The organism is Methylophilus sp. UBA6697, assembly GCF_002454655.1.
Lineage (GTDB): Bacteria > Pseudomonadota > Gammaproteobacteria > Burkholderiales > Methylophilaceae > Methylophilus.
This window is the reverse complement of record NZ_DKJH01000018.1, coordinates 12645-28352: the sequence shown is the minus strand read 5'-3', so window position 1 is coordinate 28352 and position 15708 is coordinate 12645. Positions and strand designations below refer to the sequence as shown.

The 15708-nt window shown below is 51.1% G+C and carries 14 protein-coding genes; 3 read left to right on the top strand and 11 right to left on the bottom strand.

Annotation, left to right across the window (positions count from 1 at the left end; translation table 11 throughout):
* Positions 1–184 precede the first annotated feature (184 nt).
* From tilS to dnaE, 3 genes are read right to left on the bottom strand one after another with little or no spacing between them, the layout of a single operon-like run.
* On the bottom strand, positions 185–1633 hold the full coding sequence (gene tilS, locus B3355_RS05155) for a tRNA lysidine(34) synthetase TilS (RefSeq protein WP_047518122.1): 1449 nt from the start codon (positions 1631–1633) through the stop codon (positions 185–187).
* A gap of 1 nt (position 1634) precedes the next feature.
* Entirely contained in the window at positions 1635–2630 is a 996-nt protein-coding gene (locus B3355_RS05150; protein ID WP_047518124.1) for an acetyl-CoA carboxylase carboxyltransferase subunit alpha, read from the bottom strand.
* A 34-nt stretch (positions 2631–2664) separates the two neighbouring features.
* Positions 2665–6144, bottom strand: coding sequence for a DNA polymerase III subunit alpha (gene dnaE, locus B3355_RS05145; protein ID WP_292780988.1), 3480 nt, complete (start codon positions 6142–6144; stop codon positions 2665–2667).
* 183 nt (positions 6145–6327) lie between these two features.
* Here dnaE and tpx (B3355_RS05140) point away from each other — a divergent pair, with 183 nt between their 5' ends.
* Both tpx (B3355_RS05140) and tpx (B3355_RS05135) read left to right on the top strand, forming a co-directional pair.
* Positions 6328–6834 (top strand): thiol peroxidase, encoded by a 507-nt coding sequence (tpx, locus tag B3355_RS05140; protein WP_292780985.1) that lies wholly within the window; start codon positions 6328–6330, stop codon positions 6832–6834.
* Between the two features lie 88 nt (positions 6835–6922).
* Positions 6923–7426, top strand: coding sequence for a thiol peroxidase (tpx, locus tag B3355_RS05135; RefSeq protein WP_019882198.1), 504 nt, complete (start codon positions 6923–6925; stop codon positions 7424–7426).
* Positions 7427–7488: 62 nt separating this feature from the next.
* On the opposite strand, the gene fabF is transcribed toward tpx (B3355_RS05135), so the two are convergent.
* The 8 genes from fabF to B3355_RS05095 form a co-directional block, all read right to left on the bottom strand.
* The gene (gene fabF, locus B3355_RS05130) at positions 7489–8721 is read right to left on the bottom strand and encodes a beta-ketoacyl-ACP synthase II (RefSeq protein WP_019882197.1); all 1233 of its coding nucleotides are present in this window, start codon (positions 8719–8721) and stop codon (positions 7489–7491) included.
* A 52-nt stretch (positions 8722–8773) separates the two neighbouring features.
* Positions 8774–9010, bottom strand: a complete 237-nt coding sequence (acpP, locus tag B3355_RS05125; RefSeq protein ID WP_019882196.1) for an acyl carrier protein — start codon at positions 9008–9010, stop codon at positions 8774–8776.
* 86 nt (positions 9011–9096) lie between these two features.
* A complete protein-coding gene (fabG, locus tag B3355_RS05120) occupies positions 9097–9837 on the bottom strand; it encodes a 3-oxoacyl-ACP reductase FabG (RefSeq protein WP_019882195.1) in 741 nt (246 codons plus the stop codon).
* A 9-nt stretch (positions 9838–9846) separates the two neighbouring features.
* Positions 9847–10770 (bottom strand): ACP S-malonyltransferase, encoded by a 924-nt coding sequence (gene fabD, locus B3355_RS05115; RefSeq protein ID WP_292780978.1) that lies wholly within the window; start codon positions 10768–10770, stop codon positions 9847–9849.
* 77 nt (positions 10771–10847) lie between these two features.
* Positions 10848–11789, bottom strand: coding sequence for a beta-ketoacyl-ACP synthase III (locus B3355_RS05110; RefSeq protein ID WP_292780976.1), 942 nt, complete (start codon positions 11787–11789; stop codon positions 10848–10850).
* A 48-nt stretch (positions 11790–11837) separates the two neighbouring features.
* Entirely contained in the window at positions 11838–12890 is a 1053-nt protein-coding gene (gene plsX, locus B3355_RS05105; RefSeq protein ID WP_019882192.1) for a phosphate acyltransferase PlsX, read from the bottom strand.
* A gap of 157 nt (positions 12891–13047) precedes the next feature.
* On the bottom strand, positions 13048–13227 hold the full coding sequence (gene rpmF, locus B3355_RS05100; protein WP_018985326.1) for a 50S ribosomal protein L32: 180 nt from the start codon (positions 13225–13227) through the stop codon (positions 13048–13050).
* Positions 13228–13416: 189 nt separating this feature from the next.
* Positions 13417–13923 carry a YceD family protein gene (locus tag B3355_RS05095; protein ID WP_292780965.1) on the bottom strand — a complete coding sequence of 169 codons (507 nt, stop codon included), beginning with the start codon at positions 13921–13923 and terminating at the stop codon, positions 13417–13419.
* Positions 13924–14258: 335 nt separating this feature from the next.
* Between B3355_RS05095 and B3355_RS05090 the strand changes: the two genes are divergently transcribed.
* Positions 14259–15677: an acetyl-CoA carboxylase biotin carboxylase subunit gene (locus B3355_RS05090; RefSeq protein WP_019882190.1), complete on the top strand. Its 1419-nt coding sequence runs from the start codon at positions 14259–14261 to the stop codon at positions 15675–15677.
* The last annotated feature ends 31 nt before the right edge of the window (positions 15678–15708 follow it).

Genomic DNA, 15708 nt, shown 5'->3' with positions numbered 1-15708 from the left:
CTTTTATTGAATAACTTTTTACTTAAAAGTACTTATTAAGAGCAATAACTGTTCCGTTTATGCCCACTGAAAAAAGATCATTTAAATCAATTAAATAGGGGTTTCTTGGTGGATATAAACCATAAAAATGGTTCATTACAACCAATTTTATGGTTTAAATTGGTTTATTACAACCAATTTTAATTTAGCGAGGCTGAAGGAAGATTTCGAGACCGTAAGCATTACGGCCAGGACGCCAGGCTTCATCGACTGCAATGGCAGCGAGAGCAACCAGCGTTTGTGATGTGCTAGGCTGAGTAGTAGTGACTTGAACCACGGGGTAAAAAGCACGTTGCCAGGGTGGAATCCCCAGCATTTGAAAAATCACTTTTAATTCACGTCTTGGACGTTTTGCATCGGGCTGCAACGCTTCACCGCCCGTTCTGGGTGAAACTAACAGCGCCAGCCCCTCTGGCAATGGAATCGGCTGGCCATAACGCTTGTTTAGCGTGATGGCGGCGGGAGAAATCCCCAGCCTGGCCAATGCGATACCGCGCCCTTTACTGACTTTAAACTGCACTTGCCAGTCACCCCAGGTTTGCGTTTGATGTCCCTGCCAAACAAGGGGCGTTTGCGGCAATGCGGCCGGTTTGGCGACACAATACAGGCGCTGCTGATAATGATGCAGATAAGCACGATGATCCGCAGCCTGCCCTTGTAAGGGCAGGTGTAAATAACGGTGCGGCTTCACTGAGGAAAGCTGCTTCCAGTAATCGTGCAATTGTTCTGTATTCGGCATACGCAATTGGCGTTGCTGAAACCAGAAGCGCAACAGGTTTTTTGCACGCACGTCGCCCAGCGTGTGCAGATGCGGGATAGCGATCGACTGTCCCAGCCACTCCTCCCGCACATCGCATTGCAGCAAGTCTTGCTGTGCGAGCGTATCTAGTAAAATTTGGGCATCTGCAAGATGACTGGCACTACGCAGCAAGGCGCTATCCAGTTGCGGGTAGCGCTCACGCAATACAGGCATGGCTTTTTGGCGCATGAAGTTGCGGTCATAGCTAATGTCGGCATTGCTTTCGTCTTCTACCCATTTTAGCTGTTGGATCGTCGCATATTGCAGTAGCTCAGCCTTGGGCACTGTTAACAGCGGCCTGAGCAAATAACGCTCCGCATCCCAATGGCTCATGGCGCTGAGGCCTTTTACCCCGGCACCACGCATGAGCTGCAACAATAAGGTTTCTGCCTGGTCTTGCATGTGATGGGCCGTGACAATCGCATCCGCAGCCAATTGCTGGCGTACTCGCTCTAATGCCTGGTAACGCGCGTCGCGTGCAGCGGCCTCAACGCCCAAGCCGCTTTGCAAATCAACATGCACTTTTTCACTATAAAAAGGGATGCTGTTATCAACGCAAAGTTGTTCGCACATCTGTAGCCAGGCGTCAGCATGCGGGCTGAGACCATGGTGTACATGCATGGCAGACAAGGTAAACGATAACGGGGTCGTCAGTTGTGACAAGGTGTGCAGCAGCACAATGGAATCTACACCACCACTAAGCGCAAGCAATAAATGGGGTGGCTGAGAATGCGGGGCAGACTCCCCAGCTAGAAAGGTCTTAATGACATTTTCTAACTGAGATAGTAAAGACATGCTATTTTTCACTGCTGGTTTTAAATTTACCGTAACTCATCAAACGCTGGTAGCGCGACTCGAGCAGCTGCGGTACTTTTTTAGCTTGTAACGTTTTGAGTTGCTGGCCAATGGCCTGGCCAATACGCTCCATCACTTCTTCGTAGTTACGATGGGCGCCCCCCAATGGTTCACTGATAATATTATCGACCAGGCCCAGGGATTTCAGGCGGTCTGCAGTGATGCCCAAGGTTTCGGCAGCGTCAGGTGCCCTGCTCGCACTCTTCCACAAAATAGAAGCACAGCCTTCAGGCGAGATGACTGAATAAGTCGAATATTGCAGCATGTTCAAATGATCCACGACGCCCAAAGCCAGCGCGCCACCTGAACCGCCCTCGCCGATGACTACGCCGATAATCGGCGTTTTAAGCTCAGCCATCACATATAGGTTACGTGCAATCGCTTCGGATTGGCCACGCTCTTCGGCACCGATACCAGGATAAGCGCCCGGGGTATCGATAAAGGTAATAATTGGCAGATGGAATTTTTCGGCCAGGCGGAATAAGCGCAAGGCTTTACGATAGCCCTCAGGACGCGGCATGCCAAAGTTGCGGTATTGACGCTCTTTGATATCACGGCCTTTTTGGTGGCCCATGACCATGACAGGAATGCCTTTGAAACGGGCAATGCCACCGACAATCGCCGGGTCATCAGCAAAGGCACGGTCACCGTGCAACTCTTGAAAGTCAGTAAACAAGGCGCTGATGTAATCAATGGTATAAGGGCGTTGTGGATGACGCGCGACCTGGGAAATTTGCCAGGCAGTCAAGTTCTGGTAAGTATCTTGCAGCAGCTTGGTATTTTTCTTTTGCAGCAAGTCCAACTCTTTGGAGATATCCAGCGAGTCATGTTCATCGTGTGAAACTTGCAAAGCTTCAATACGCTTTTCGAGGGCAGCAATGGGCTGCTCGAAATCGAGATAAGTCAGTTTACTAGGCGTGAGACGTTTTGCACTCATAATGAATTCCAGTGTGAATTCTTAGAAAAAAAGTTTAGGCATTATAAAGGATTTTGACGTTTTCTTTTGACAACCAGCCCTGCAAATTCTGCAACAGGTCGTCATGCAGCACGACTTGCCAGTCATCGCTCAGCATCAGGCTCACTTGCGCCGACTGGTTATGGTAGTCCACCTTGATCGGGCAGCGCTTTTGCTCTTCGCCCGCGTAACGGTAAGGCGTCAGCACATTCATCAACCTTTGCACATCAGAAGTGCCATTGCAATTCAGGGTGAGCATTTGCGCAAAGCGGTTGCGCACGGCCGCCAGGTCATAGAGTTTTCTGGCGCTGACACGAATACCGCCCGAGAACTCATCATTGCTGATGCGGCCTTCTACCACCAGCAATTGGTCATCTTTAATCCATTGTGCGTGTTGCATGAGCAGCTCTGAGCCAACCACCACATCCACCCTACCCACAGCATCATCCAGCGTGACGATCGCCATTTTGCCGCGCTGGGTCATACGCACGCGCACGCCCATCACCACACCCGCCAGTAATTTGGGCTGATCCTGCGGTGCCAGTTCGCTGAGATTACCTTTAATAAACGGCCCCAATTGTGGCTTATAGCTCAGATACGGGTGGCCACTCAGGTAAAAACCAAGCGCCACTTTCTCTTCTATCAATGCCTGTTCCGGGCTCCAGGGGGCGATACCAGGCAAAGCGTGCCGGGTTTCAACCACGCCGCCAAACAAACAATCCTGCCCGGCATGCGCCGCACTTTGTTCGGCGACACTAATCGCCGTATCCAGCCCGGCCAGCAATGCAGCCCGATTTTGCTCCAGCTTGTCGAAAGCCCCGGCGCGAATCAGTGATTCAATCACCCGGCGATTGACTTTGCGTAGATCCAAACGCTGGCAAAAATCAAAGATATCCTTGAATGGCCCTTGTGCCTGGCGTGAGGCCATGATCAGCTCGATCGCTGCCAAACCAGTGCCTTTAATGGCGCCCAGCCCATACAATACTTGCTGTGCACTCAGCGGCTTAAACTGGTAAATACTGGCGTTCACATCCGGCGGCAGCACATCGACATGGTTGCCCCCGCAGTCATCAAAAAACGTATGCACGTTATCGGTGTTGTTCATATCGGCCGACATGGTTGCCGCCAAGAATGCAGCCGGATAATGCGCTTTAAGGTAAGCGGTATGATAAGCAACCAGCGCATAGGCCGCCGCGTGTGACTTGTTAAAGCCATAGCCGGCAAATTTTTCCAGCAAGTCGAACAGATCGTTAGACTGCTGCAGGGTTAAGCCATTTTTCTGCGCACCTTCGTTGAAAATTTCGCGCTGTTGCACCATTTCTTCAGGTTTCTTCTTACCCATGGCGCGCCGCAACAAGTCAGCGCCACCCAGGCTATAACCGGCCACCACCTGCGCAATCTGCATCACCTGCTCCTGATACACCGCAATACCGTAGGTTTCTTTCAGGATAGACTCGGTGGACGCATGCGGATACTCCACACGCTGCGTACCATGTTTACGGCGGCAGAAGTCAGGAATCAGGTCCATAGGACCCGGTCGATACAAAGCTACCAGGGCAATAATATCCTCAAACAAGTCCGGCTTGGCCTGTTTGAGCATGTCTTTCATGCCGCGCGATTCCAGCTGGAATACCGCGGTGGTATTGGCCGTTTTCAGCAAATGGTAACTGCGTTTATCGTCTAGCGGGATGGTCTCAAAACTCAGCGGTGGCAACTCTTCTTGCGCGCGCTGGGCGTTGGCATTTTCCAGCGCCATATTGAGAATGGTCAGCGTACGTAAGCCCAAAAAGTCGAACTTAACCAGGCCAACGGCTTCCACATCGTCTTTATCGTATTGACTGACCAGGCTATCACCATTCGGTTGGCAATACACCGGTGAAAAATCAGAAATCTTGCCTGGGGCAATCAACACGCCACCGGCGTGCATACCGATATTACGCACCAGGCCCTCAAGGCGGAGCGCCAAGGAAAGTAACTCTGCGACTTCTTCCTCTTTTTCGCGTCGCTCTTGTAACTGCGGCTCTTTTTCCAACGCTGATTCCAGCGTGATGCCCAACTCCAGCGGGATCAGCTTAGCGATGCCATCGACGAAGTTAAACGGTAAATCCAGCACGCGGCCCACATCGCGGATCACCGCTTTAGCCGCCATGGTACCGAAGGTGGCGATCTGCGACACTGACGCCAAGCCATACTTATGCTTGACGTAATCGATGACGCGATCTCGTCCTTCCATACAGAAGTCAATATCGAAGTCGGGCATGGAGACCCGCTCAGGGTTGAGAAAACGCTCAAACAGCAAGTTGTATTTGAGTGGATCCAGATCGGTAATCCCCAGGCTGTAAGCGACTAGTGAGCCCGCACCTGAGCCCCGGCCCGGCCCAACCGGCACGCCATTATTTTTGGCCCAGTTAATAAAATCAGCCACAATGAGGAAGTAGCCAGGGAAGCCCATCTGCACAATGATGTTGCACTCGAACTGCAATCGGTCTTCGTATTCCTGGCGCTTGGCTTCGCGCTGCTGCTCATCCGGATATAAATAGGCCAGGCGGTGCTCCAGCCCCAGTTTTGACTGGTCCACCAGGTACACATCCAGGCTTTCGCCATTCGGCGTCGGAAAGTCTGGCAAATAGTTTTTACCCAGTGTCAGCGCTAGGTTGCAACGCTTGGCAATCTCCACCGAGTTCTGTAACGCCAATGGCATATCGGCAAACAGGGCCTGCATCTCGGCCTGCGTTTTCACATATTGGGTCGCGACAAACTTGCGTGGACGCCGTTTATCGGCCAGCACATAGCCTTCAGCAATACAGGTACGCGCCTCATGCGCCATATAGTCGTCTGCGGTTTGAAATTGCACCGGGTGCGTCGCTACCACCGGCAGATCCAGTTGCTGCGCCACCAGCACGGTTTGCTGTATCAGTTGCTCTTGCGCGTAGCCTTCGGGCGTGCCAGCTTCATGCACGCGCTGCACTTCAAGATAATAACGACCAGCAAATACCTGCGCCCATTGCTGCGCATATTGCAAAGCCACTGCCTGATTGCCTGCCTGCAAGGCGAGTCCAACATCGCCTGCCGCGAAACCTGAAAGCACTAACAAGCCGGCATTTTTCTCTACCAACCACTCGGCCTTGATTTCTGCGCGTTCGCGATACTGGTTTTCGAGATAAGCACGGGATAGTAATTCGCATAAATGGCGATAGCCTTGCTGATTCTGCACCAGTAATAGCAAGCGCTGCGGTTGATCGCGCTGTACCGTATTTTCAATCCAGACATCGCAGCCAAGCACAGGCTTCAAGCCTTTGCCACGGGCGGCTTTATAGAATTTGACTGCGCCAAACAGATTGGAGAGATCAGTCAATGCGATAGCGGGCATCGCATCGTTTTTGGCGGCTTTGACATAGTCGTCAATGCGCACTGTGCCATCCACAATGGAATACTCACTGTGACAGCGCAGATGAATAAATGCTGGTTGAATGGTGGGAATTTCAGACGCTTCCATGGCTTTATTTTAACCGCCAACGCACTTTTTTGTACCTATGACGGGTGCAAATAATCTGGTTGACAGCGTTAAAATTCCCACGAAGGAAAGGAGACGACTCTGGCAGCGCAAACAATAAAAAATTTAATTCGCCAGGCATAATGCTCTATGATGTCAGGCGTTTTCGTGAATAGATGACTGATCATGCCTAATGCCACTGCTTTACTGGATGACCCGATACTGGTTGAGGATGACTTGCCCAGCCTTGGCCAAACCCTGCCGTTCTTTCAACTGGTGAACCATGCGCTGGAAGATGTTTCATTAGACACCTTTCGTGGCCAGCGTAAAATCCTGCATTTCTTCCCAGGCATAGACACCTCTACCAGCGCCAATAGCGTACGCAGGCTGGACGGCATCGGAGCAAGCCTGGAGAATACCGTCATTCTGCACATCTCGCCTGATTTGCCCTTTACCATGACACGTTTCTGCAGCGCAGAAAATCTGTCTGCAGGCATTCATTTATCCACCATGCGTGGCCGTGACATGCTTAAGAACTATGGTGTGCTGATGATGAGCAGCAAACTGGCCGGACTACCTGCGCGTGTGCTGATGGTCGCTGACGAAGATGACCGCGTATTGCATGTGGAACTGGTCAAGGAATTAACCAGTGAGCCCGACTACGATGCTGCCCTGGCTGCACTACAAAAATGATTCCCTTACTTTTTATGTGGTTGATTGACATTGGCTGACAAGTTAAAGTGCTCGTTTAACACTCATTCATCATGTTTTGGAGAAGATTATGGCAAGCGTAACGCTTAAAGGTAACCCGGTCGCCGTTGGCGGTAAATTTCTGGCTGCAGGCGACGCTGCCCCGGCTTTTCAACTGGCAGATGCCAAACGCAATCTGGTTGGCCTGGATGCCTACGCCGGCAAGCGTAAAGTACTGAACATTTTCCCTAGCATTGATACACCAACTTGCGCGACTTCAGTACGCACGTTCAACAAAGAAGCCAGCAGCGTGAACAATACCGTTGTATTGTGTGTATCTGCTGACTTGCCGTTTGCACAAAGCCGTTTCTGCGGCGCAGAAGGGCTGGAAAACGTAGTCACCTTGTCTACTTTCCGTGACACGGCAAAATTTGCCACTGACTACGGCGTATTCATCACTGACAGCAGCCTGGCTGGCTTAACTGCACGTGCGGTTGTAGTGCTGGATGAAAACAATCAAGTATTGCATAGCGAACTGGTGGGCGAAATCGCTGATGAGCCAAACTATGCTGCTGCGCTGGCTGTATTGAAATAAGCAATTAGCACGCAATAAAAAAGCCAGCAGATGCTGGCTTTTTTATTTGGCTAAGACGACGCTTAAACGCGCTTGAACAACAGGCTGCCGTTAGTGCCGCCAAAACCGAAGTTGTTTTTCAGGGCATATTCGATCTGTAGATCACGTGCGGTGTTAGCGCAGTAATCCAGATCGCACTCCGGATCCTGATTAAACAAGTTAATAGTAGGCGGTGAAATCTGATTGTAAATAGACAATACAGTAAATACAGACTCCAAACCACCGGCGCCACCCAGTAAGTGACCTGTCATAGACTTGGTGGAGTTCACCACCAGTTTATAAGCGTGGTCACCAAACGTCGCTTTAATCGCGTTGGTTTCGTTGGCATCACCCAACGGCGTCGATGTGCCATGTGCATTCATAAACTGCACCTGATCAGGGTTAACGCCTGCATTTTTCAGAGCGTTTACCATGGATCGACGTGGGCCATCCATATTTGGCGCGGTCATGTGATAGGCATCAGCACTTAAACCATAGCCAGCCAGTTCAGCATAAATTCTGGCACCACGGGCTTTGGCGTGCTCATACTCTTCAAGCACCATCACCCCGGCCCCTTCACCAATGACAAAGCCATCACGGTCTTTATCCCAGGGACGACTGGCCGTTGCCGGATCATCATTGCGACTAGACAAGGCGCGCGCAGAGGCAAAGCCACCAACGCTCAGCTCGGTAATCGCTGCTTCAGCGCCACCAGCCACCATCACATCGGCATCGCCGTACTCAATCATGCGTGCTGCTTCACCAATGCTGTGCGTGCCTGTGGTACAGGCCGTCACCACGGCGATATTCGGGCCTTTTAAGCCCAGCATGATCGACAGGTTGCCAGAAATCATATTGATAATGGTGCCAGGAATAAAGAATGGCGAGATCTTGCGTGGGCCACCTTCGTCATAACTGTCGTTAGTGGACTCAATCAAGCCCAAACCACCAATCCCGGAACCGATGGTGACACCGATGCGCTCGGCATTGGCGTCAGTCACCTCCAGGCCAGAATCACGGAAGGCTTCCAGGCCAGCTGCCAGGCCATACTGGATAAAAGTATCCATACGGCGGGCATCTTTGGCCGGAATAAAGTCTTCAGCGTTAAAGCCTTTGACTTCGCCTGCAATTTGCGAAGCGAATGGTGTGGGATCAAATTTGGTGATGCGGGTAATGCCTGATTGACCAGCAACCAGATTGTCCCAAGCGGTTTGGGTACCAATCCCTACTGGAGACACCACGCCCAAGCCAGTTACTACTACTCTGCGTTTCGTCATAATAGAAAATCAGCCCTCTTGCGAGGGCTGATTGAAGAATGAAGTCAATGAATTACTTGAGGTTTGCGTTGACGTAGTCAATCGCTTGCTGCACGGTTGTGATTTTTTCTGCTTCGTCGTCAGGAATTTCGCAATCGAATTCTTCTTCCAAAGCCATCACCAATTCTACGGTGTCCAGAGAATCTGCACCCAGATCATCTACGAAAGATGATGTGTTTTTAACGTCAGCTTCGTTTGCACCCAGTTGTTCACAAACGATTTTCTTTACGCGTTGTTCGATGTCGGACATCTAAAATACCCCTTTGTTGATAAGTGTCGTGTTCAATAAACCGGTATTCTAGCAAAACTTGCCCAGAATACCAAAGAAACTATATATTAAGCGCAGTACATACCACCATTGACATGGATGGTTTCACCAGTAATGTAAGCAGCCGCAGGCGACGCCAGGAAAGCAACCGTGGCAGCGATTTCATCGACCTGCCCCAAACGGCCGACCGCAATGCGCTCCAGCATTTTGGCTTTAATCTCTTCTGGCAGTTCGGCCGTCATGTCGGTTTCAATGAAACCAGGCGCGACACAGTTCACCGTAATGCCACGACTACCAACCTCTTGCGCCATGGACTTGGTAAAACCGGTCATCCCTGCTTTCGCGGCAGCATAATTCACTTGCCCGGCATTGCCCATATGGCCTACCACGCTGGAAATATTGATAATACGGCCCTGGCGCGCTTTCATCATCGGGCGCAACACCGCCTGGCTCATACGGAACACTGACTTCAGGTTGGTGTTCAATACAGCATCCCAGTCTTCATCCTTCATGCGCATCAGCAAGGTATCTTTGGTGATGCCAGCATTGTTGACCAGAATAGAAACTTCACCGTATTGTTCAGCAATCTGCTTTAGAACCGCTTCGATCTGTTCGGGCTGGGTCACATCCAGCGCCAAACCAACGCCATTCACACCGGCGGCCTGCAGGTGGGCAGTAATCGCTTCTGCCCCGCTGGCCGAAGTCGCCGTACCAATCACGGTTGCGCCCTGCTTACCCAAGGTCTGCGCAATCGCTGCGCCAATGCCACGGCTTGCGCCAGTCACCAATGCTACTTGCTGATTCAACATATCCACTCCTTATTGCGCAACAAATGCTTGCACAGATTCATCATTGACCAGTGCGACACAAGTCATGTCAGCCACAATGCGCTTGGCTAAACCAGCCAGCACCTTGCCCGGGCCACATTCGGCAGCACTCAACACCTCTTGCGAGGCTAATTGTTGCACGGTCTCTACCCAGCGGACCGGGCTATGCAACTGGCGCACCAGTGCGTCTTTAATTTGCGCGGCATCGCTATATGCCACCACGTCCACATTGTGCAATACTGGCACCACAGGCGCTTGCACAGCCACGTTTTGTAAATATTCACGCAGCTTATCCGCCGCAGGCTTCATCAGCTCACAGTGCGATGGCACGCTAACAGGTAACGGCAAAGCACGTTTAGCACCTTTAGCTTTGGCCAACTCCATGCCGCGCTCAACCGCGGCTTTGTCACCAGCAATCACCACTTGGCCGGGTGAATTAAAATTCACCGCCTGCACCACCTGGCCCTGAGCCGCTTCGGTGCACACGGCACGCACGGTGTCATCATCCAGGCCCAAAATAGCGGCCATGGCGCCCTGACCTTCTGGTACCGATTGCTGCATGACCTGGGCGCGAAACTTGACCAATGGCAAGGCATCTGCAAATGAAATGGCGCCGGCAGCCACCAACGCAGTATATTCACCCAGGCTGTGGCCAGCCATGGCTGTTGGCAGCTTGCCACCAAGCGCCTGGTAGACGCGCCATGTGGCCACGCCTGCAGTCAGCATGATAGGCTGTGTATTTTCAGTCAGGTTAATTTCGTCATTGGCTTCTGTCGCCATTTTCCAGAAATCGACACCCAGTACGGAGGAAGCCTCATCAAAGGTTTGCTTGACGATGGCATGTGCCTCCAAGCCCTGCATCATGCCAACAGACTGTGAGCCCTGGCCTGGAAAGAAAAAAGAAAATTTAGACATAATGTTTGATCGCGTATTGACTAAAAAATAGGCAGGTCATCACATACATGACGCCTGCACACAGAAATTGTACCGGTTTAATACTTGACCAGCGCAGAACCCCAGGTAAATCCACCACCAAACGCCTCCATGAGCAGAATCTGCCCGCGCTGGATGCGGCCATCACGCACGGCAGTGTCCAGCGCCAAGGGAATAGACGCTGCAGAAGTATTACCGTGCCTATCTACCGTGATCACCACTTTCTCCATGGGGAGATCCAGTTTTTTGGCGGTTGCTTGCAGAATGCGAATATTGGCCTGGTGCGGCACCAACCAGTCAATGTCAGACTTTTGCATATTATTCGCTACCAGCGTCTCATCCACAATCTGGTCCAGTGTATTCACCGCCATTTTAAACACAGCATTGCCTTCCATCACCACGGTATCCGGACCATCCGTATTACGTGGCACATGCAGGTACGTTTCGTAATTACCATCGGCATGAATATGCGTAGAAAGCACCCCAGGTTGCTCGCTGGCTTGCAGAATCACCGCACCAGCGCCATCGCCCCATAAGATACAGTTGCTACGGTCGGTGTAATCAGTGATGCGGGTAAACGTATCTGCGCCGATGACCAGCACGTTGCGGTACTGGCCTGACTTGATAAATTGATGGGCAGTGGTCAGCGCATAGACGAAGCCGCTACAGACGGCCTGCACGTCAAATGCCGGACAGCCGCTGATACCTAATTTGCGTTGCACCATCGTTGCTACGCTGGGGAAGATTTTGTCTGGTGTGGTCGTCGCCACAATAATCAGGTCAATATCCTGCGGCTGAATGCCTGCGGTCTCAATAGCATTGCGTGCCGCATGGGTAGCCAAGTCACTGGTGCGCTCATCCGTGACACGATGGCGTTGCTTGATACCGGTCCGGGCAAAAATCCACTCATCGGTGGTATCGACCATCTTTTCCAGATCGGCGTTGGTTAAAATAGTGGGCGGCAGATAGCTGCCAGTGCCTGCGATGCGTGCGTTAATCATCCGTACGATTATGCCTTAATTGGGTCAAATTACCTAGCCGAATGCAGCTCAGGACTGCTCGGAAGTCGTCAGGTGCTCGATCTCAAGCTGAGCCTGAATACGCTTTAAAATACCGCTCTGCGCCTCTTCCATGGCGACATGAATCGCATGGTAAAAACCGACACTGTCCGCTCCACCATGGCTTTTCACCACAATACCGCGCAAGCCTAAAAAGCTGGCGCCATTATAGCGACGCGGATCCAGGCGTTTTTTGAACGCTTTTAATACCGGGAAAGCACCGAGCGCCATCAATTTGGTCAACCAGTTGCGCTTGAATTCCTGCGTCAGGAACTTGCCCATCATGTGTGCCAGGCCCTCAGTGGTTTTTAATGCCACATTACCGACAAAACCATCGCAGACCACGACATCGGTTGTGCCTTTGAAAATATCATCGCCTTCAACGTTACCGTAAAAGTTCAAATGGCTGCCACGCAGCAACTCTGCCGCCTGCTTGGCCACTTCATTGCCCTTAATATCTTCCGAGCCAATATTAAGCAGGCCAACAGTAGGATTGGGTTTATTGCTGATACAGCTCACCACCATCGCCCCCATAATGGCAAACTGGTACAGGTGCTCTGGGGTACAGTCAGCATTGGCACCGAGGTCGAGCATAAACGTACTGCCATTTTCAGAAGGCAACGTCGAGGCAATGGCCGGACGGTCAATACCAGGCAAGGTTTTAAGCACAAAACGTGCGGTTGCCATGAGAGCGCCAGTATTGCCCGCGCTGACACAGGCTTGCGCCTCGCCGGTTTTGACCATATTGATGGCCACGCGCATGGAAGAATCTTTTTTATTTTTCATCGCGCTTTGCGGCGACTCATCCATCAACACCACTTCGCTGGCATGATGCACGCGCAAACGCGGATTAGGCGATACATGCAATGCTTTTAATTCGGCCTCAACCGCATCTTGCAAGCCAACCAGAATAATATTGAGATTAGGATTTTCGTTTAAAATACGCACTGCCGCAGGCACAGTCACATGTGGACCGTGATCTCCCCCCATGGCATCAATGGCAATCACTACTTCTTGTGAATGCACGTGTTGACCAGTTGTCATGTCATTTCCCAAATTTACTTTCCATGCACGGCACCTGTTATTAAAACACAGTGCTCAATTACTCAGATGCAGGCAAGTGCAGGCTTACGCCAGATACACAAACGCCGCGCATTTTACTGCGCGGCGTGTTTTAAAGCTTGACGCTTTAATGCAGCGATTATTCGCCTTTAGCTGGCATCACTTTACGGCCACGGTAAAAACCGTTAGGGCTCACGTGATGACGCAAATGTACTTCACCAGTCGTTGGCTCAATCGCCAAAGGTGGGTTTGTCAAAAAGTCGTGTGAACGGTGCATACCACGCTTGGACGGTGTCTTTTTGTTTTGCTGAACTGCCATTTATATACTCCAAAATCAAACCGCCACACCTCAGAGAATGAAGTTAAAGGGCAGTTATAAATAAACTTAAAATGCTACCTAATCCGCAATTATAAAATATTCCAGAGACAACTGCAAATAAATCCTGCAAATATCGCTTTTGATTTGCTTTTTTGCATTTTCAGCGCACACAAACCAAATACTCAGCGATCATTTATCCAGCTTTAACTGCTTGAGCGCCGCAAACGGATTAGGTTTTTCACCGGCAGATTGCTGCAAACTGACGCACGCTTCTTCATGCATCACCGCAATTGGCAAGGCCATCAACAACTCATCTTCAACCAACGACTCAATGGTCGTTTCGTCACCCTCTTCCAGCCAGTCCACGTGCTCATCTTCAAGCAGCGCTTCCGGCGGCTCATCGCACAATGCAAACTCAAATTGCAAATCAAGCGCTTGCGGCAACGGGGCAAAACAACGCTGGCACACCAACGGTAACGCCGCCTGCACCGCTAAGGACAACATAGGCAAGGCAGTCTCGCTAAAAAAACGCGACGGCAACCCTTGTAATTGATAATGCACGCGCAACGCGCCCAATGCAGCGGCATCGGTGACGCCCAATGCTTGCAAGGCCTCTTGCAAGCGCGGCAAAGATGACAGCGCCAACTCACCCTCACTGTTTTTTTGCTGCCGGGCCAGCTCCTGAAATCGCGTCATAAGCTAAGAAAACTCTCAATATAAACAAGCATGACACTATAGCAAACTCGGCCGATCTTGACGACCAGCCATGCAGCAGACACGGCCAAAAATGACGTTCTACTTTTTAAGACCTCGGTTTGTTGTTATAATGACGTCGCATCACGCGGCGCTCTTTATCAAGGGCGCACTCATGGTGCCGGTTTGCATAATCGGCCATCCGCTCAGGCGGCCTTGTTAGTGCAAAACCACAACCAAACCAACTCAAAGCGCTTTAAATACAAGCAGTTGCTAACTAAATAAACGGTTGAGTTACTAAAAGACTCTGTCCTTTTTTCTTGCTTTAAGGGTAATGTGTGTTTAAGAAAATTTTAGTCGCGAATCGCGGTGAAATTGCGGTACGTATTGTGCGCGCCTGTTCAGAAATGGGCATCAAGTCGGTGGCCATTTACGCGGATGCCGACCGTCATGCCTTGCATGTCAAGAAAGCTGACGAAGCCTATAATATTGGCTCTGACCCGGTGGCAGGCTACCTGAACGCACACAACATCGTGAACATTGCTGTGGCTGCAGGCTGTGACGCCTTGCATCCTGGCTATGGCTTCCTGTCTGAAAATCCTGAGCTGGCTGAGGTCTGTGCCCGCCGCGGTATTAAGTTTATCGGCCCTGAAGCTGACGTAATTCGCCAGATGGGTGACAAGATTCAGGCACGTAACGCCATGATCAATGCGGGTATTCCCTGCGTGCCAGGTAGTGATGGCAACCTGGAATCTCTAGATGCCGCTGTGCAACTGGCTAAAAAGATTGGCTATCCGGTGATGTTAAAAGCCACCAATGGTGGTGGTGGCCGCGGCATTCGTCGTTGCGATAGCGAAAAAGAATTATTAAGTAACTACGACCGCGTGATTTCCGAAGCCAGCAAAGCCTTTGGCAAACCTGAAGTCTTCCTGGAAAAATGCGTCGTACATCCTCGCCATATTGAAGTACAGATTTTGGCCGATGCGCATGGCAATGTCATCCACTTGTTTGAACGCGACTGTTCTATCCAGCGCCGTAACCAGAAGCTGATTGAAATTGCACCTTCGCCACAACTGTCGCAAGCCCAGCGCGATTACATTGGCGGCCTGGGCGTCAAGGCCGCGAAAGCCGTCGGTTATGAAAATGCCGGCACGGTCGAGTTCTTGCTCGATTCAGACAACAATTTCTACTTCATGGAAATGAACACCCGCTTGCAGGTGGAACATACCGTGACTGAAACCATTACCGGTGTTGATATCGTACAGCAACAGATTCGTGTCGCTGCCGGCTTGCCACTGCAGTACAAGCAAAGCGAAATTGCTTTCCGTGGTTTTGCCATGGAATACCGTATCAATGCCGAAGATCCACAAAAGGATTTTCTGCCCAGCTTTGGCAAGATCACGCGCTACTATGCACCCGGCGGCCCCGGTGTGCGTATGGATGCGGCGATTTACAGCGGCTATGTCATTCCGCCCTACTACGACTCCATGTGCGCCAAACTGACAGTTTGGGCTTTGGACTGGGAAGGTGTGATTGAGCGCGGTCGCCGTGCGCTGAACGACATGGTGGTGTATGGCGTCAAAACGACGATCCCTTACTACCAGCAAATCATGCTGCACCCGGATTTCCGGGCTGCCGATTTCAACACCAGCTTTGTGGAACAACATCCCGAGCTGACTGAATATGATGTCGGATTACCGAAAGAGTTGATGGCCGCAGCGATTGCTGCCGCGATTGCTGCCCACGAAGGCATTTGATTAACCGTATTGCAGATATTAATTTAGATCG

What these genes read in the sequence shown, in the direction of transcription:
- tilS (WP_047518122.1), bottom strand. Translation starts at nt 1,633, where the DNA reads ATGTCTTTACTATCTCAGTTAGAAAATGTCATTAAGACCTTTCTAGCT.
- B3355_RS05150 (WP_047518124.1), bottom strand. Translation starts at nt 2,630, where the DNA reads ATGAGTGCAAAACGTCTCACGCCTAGTAAACTGACTTATCTCGATTTC.
- dnaE (WP_292780988.1), bottom strand. Translation starts at nt 6,144, where the DNA reads ATGGAAGCGTCTGAAATTCCCACCATTCAACCAGCATTTATTCATCTG.
- tpx (WP_292780985.1), top strand. Translation starts at nt 6,328, where the DNA reads ATGCCTAATGCCACTGCTTTACTGGATGACCCGATACTGGTTGAGGAT.
- tpx (WP_019882198.1), top strand. Translation starts at nt 6,923, where the DNA reads ATGGCAAGCGTAACGCTTAAAGGTAACCCGGTCGCCGTTGGCGGTAAA.
- fabF (WP_019882197.1), bottom strand. Translation starts at nt 8,721, where the DNA reads ATGACGAAACGCAGAGTAGTAGTAACTGGCTTGGGCGTGGTGTCTCCA.
- acpP (WP_019882196.1), bottom strand. Translation starts at nt 9,010, where the DNA reads ATGTCCGACATCGAACAACGCGTAAAGAAAATCGTTTGTGAACAACTG.
- fabG (WP_019882195.1), bottom strand. Translation starts at nt 9,837, where the DNA reads ATGTTGAATCAGCAAGTAGCATTGGTGACTGGCGCAAGCCGTGGCATT.
- fabD (WP_292780978.1), bottom strand. Translation starts at nt 10,770, where the DNA reads ATGTCTAAATTTTCTTTTTTCTTTCCAGGCCAGGGCTCACAGTCTGTT.
- B3355_RS05110 (WP_292780976.1), bottom strand. Translation starts at nt 11,789, where the DNA reads ATGATTAACGCACGCATCGCAGGCACTGGCAGCTATCTGCCGCCCACT.
- plsX (WP_019882192.1), bottom strand. Translation starts at nt 12,890, where the DNA reads ATGACAACTGGTCAACACGTGCATTCACAAGAAGTAGTGATTGCCATT.
- rpmF (WP_018985326.1), bottom strand. Translation starts at nt 13,227, where the DNA reads ATGGCAGTTCAGCAAAACAAAAAGACACCGTCCAAGCGTGGTATGCAC.
- B3355_RS05095 (WP_292780965.1), bottom strand. Translation starts at nt 13,923, where the DNA reads ATGACGCGATTTCAGGAGCTGGCCCGGCAGCAAAAAAACAGTGAGGGT.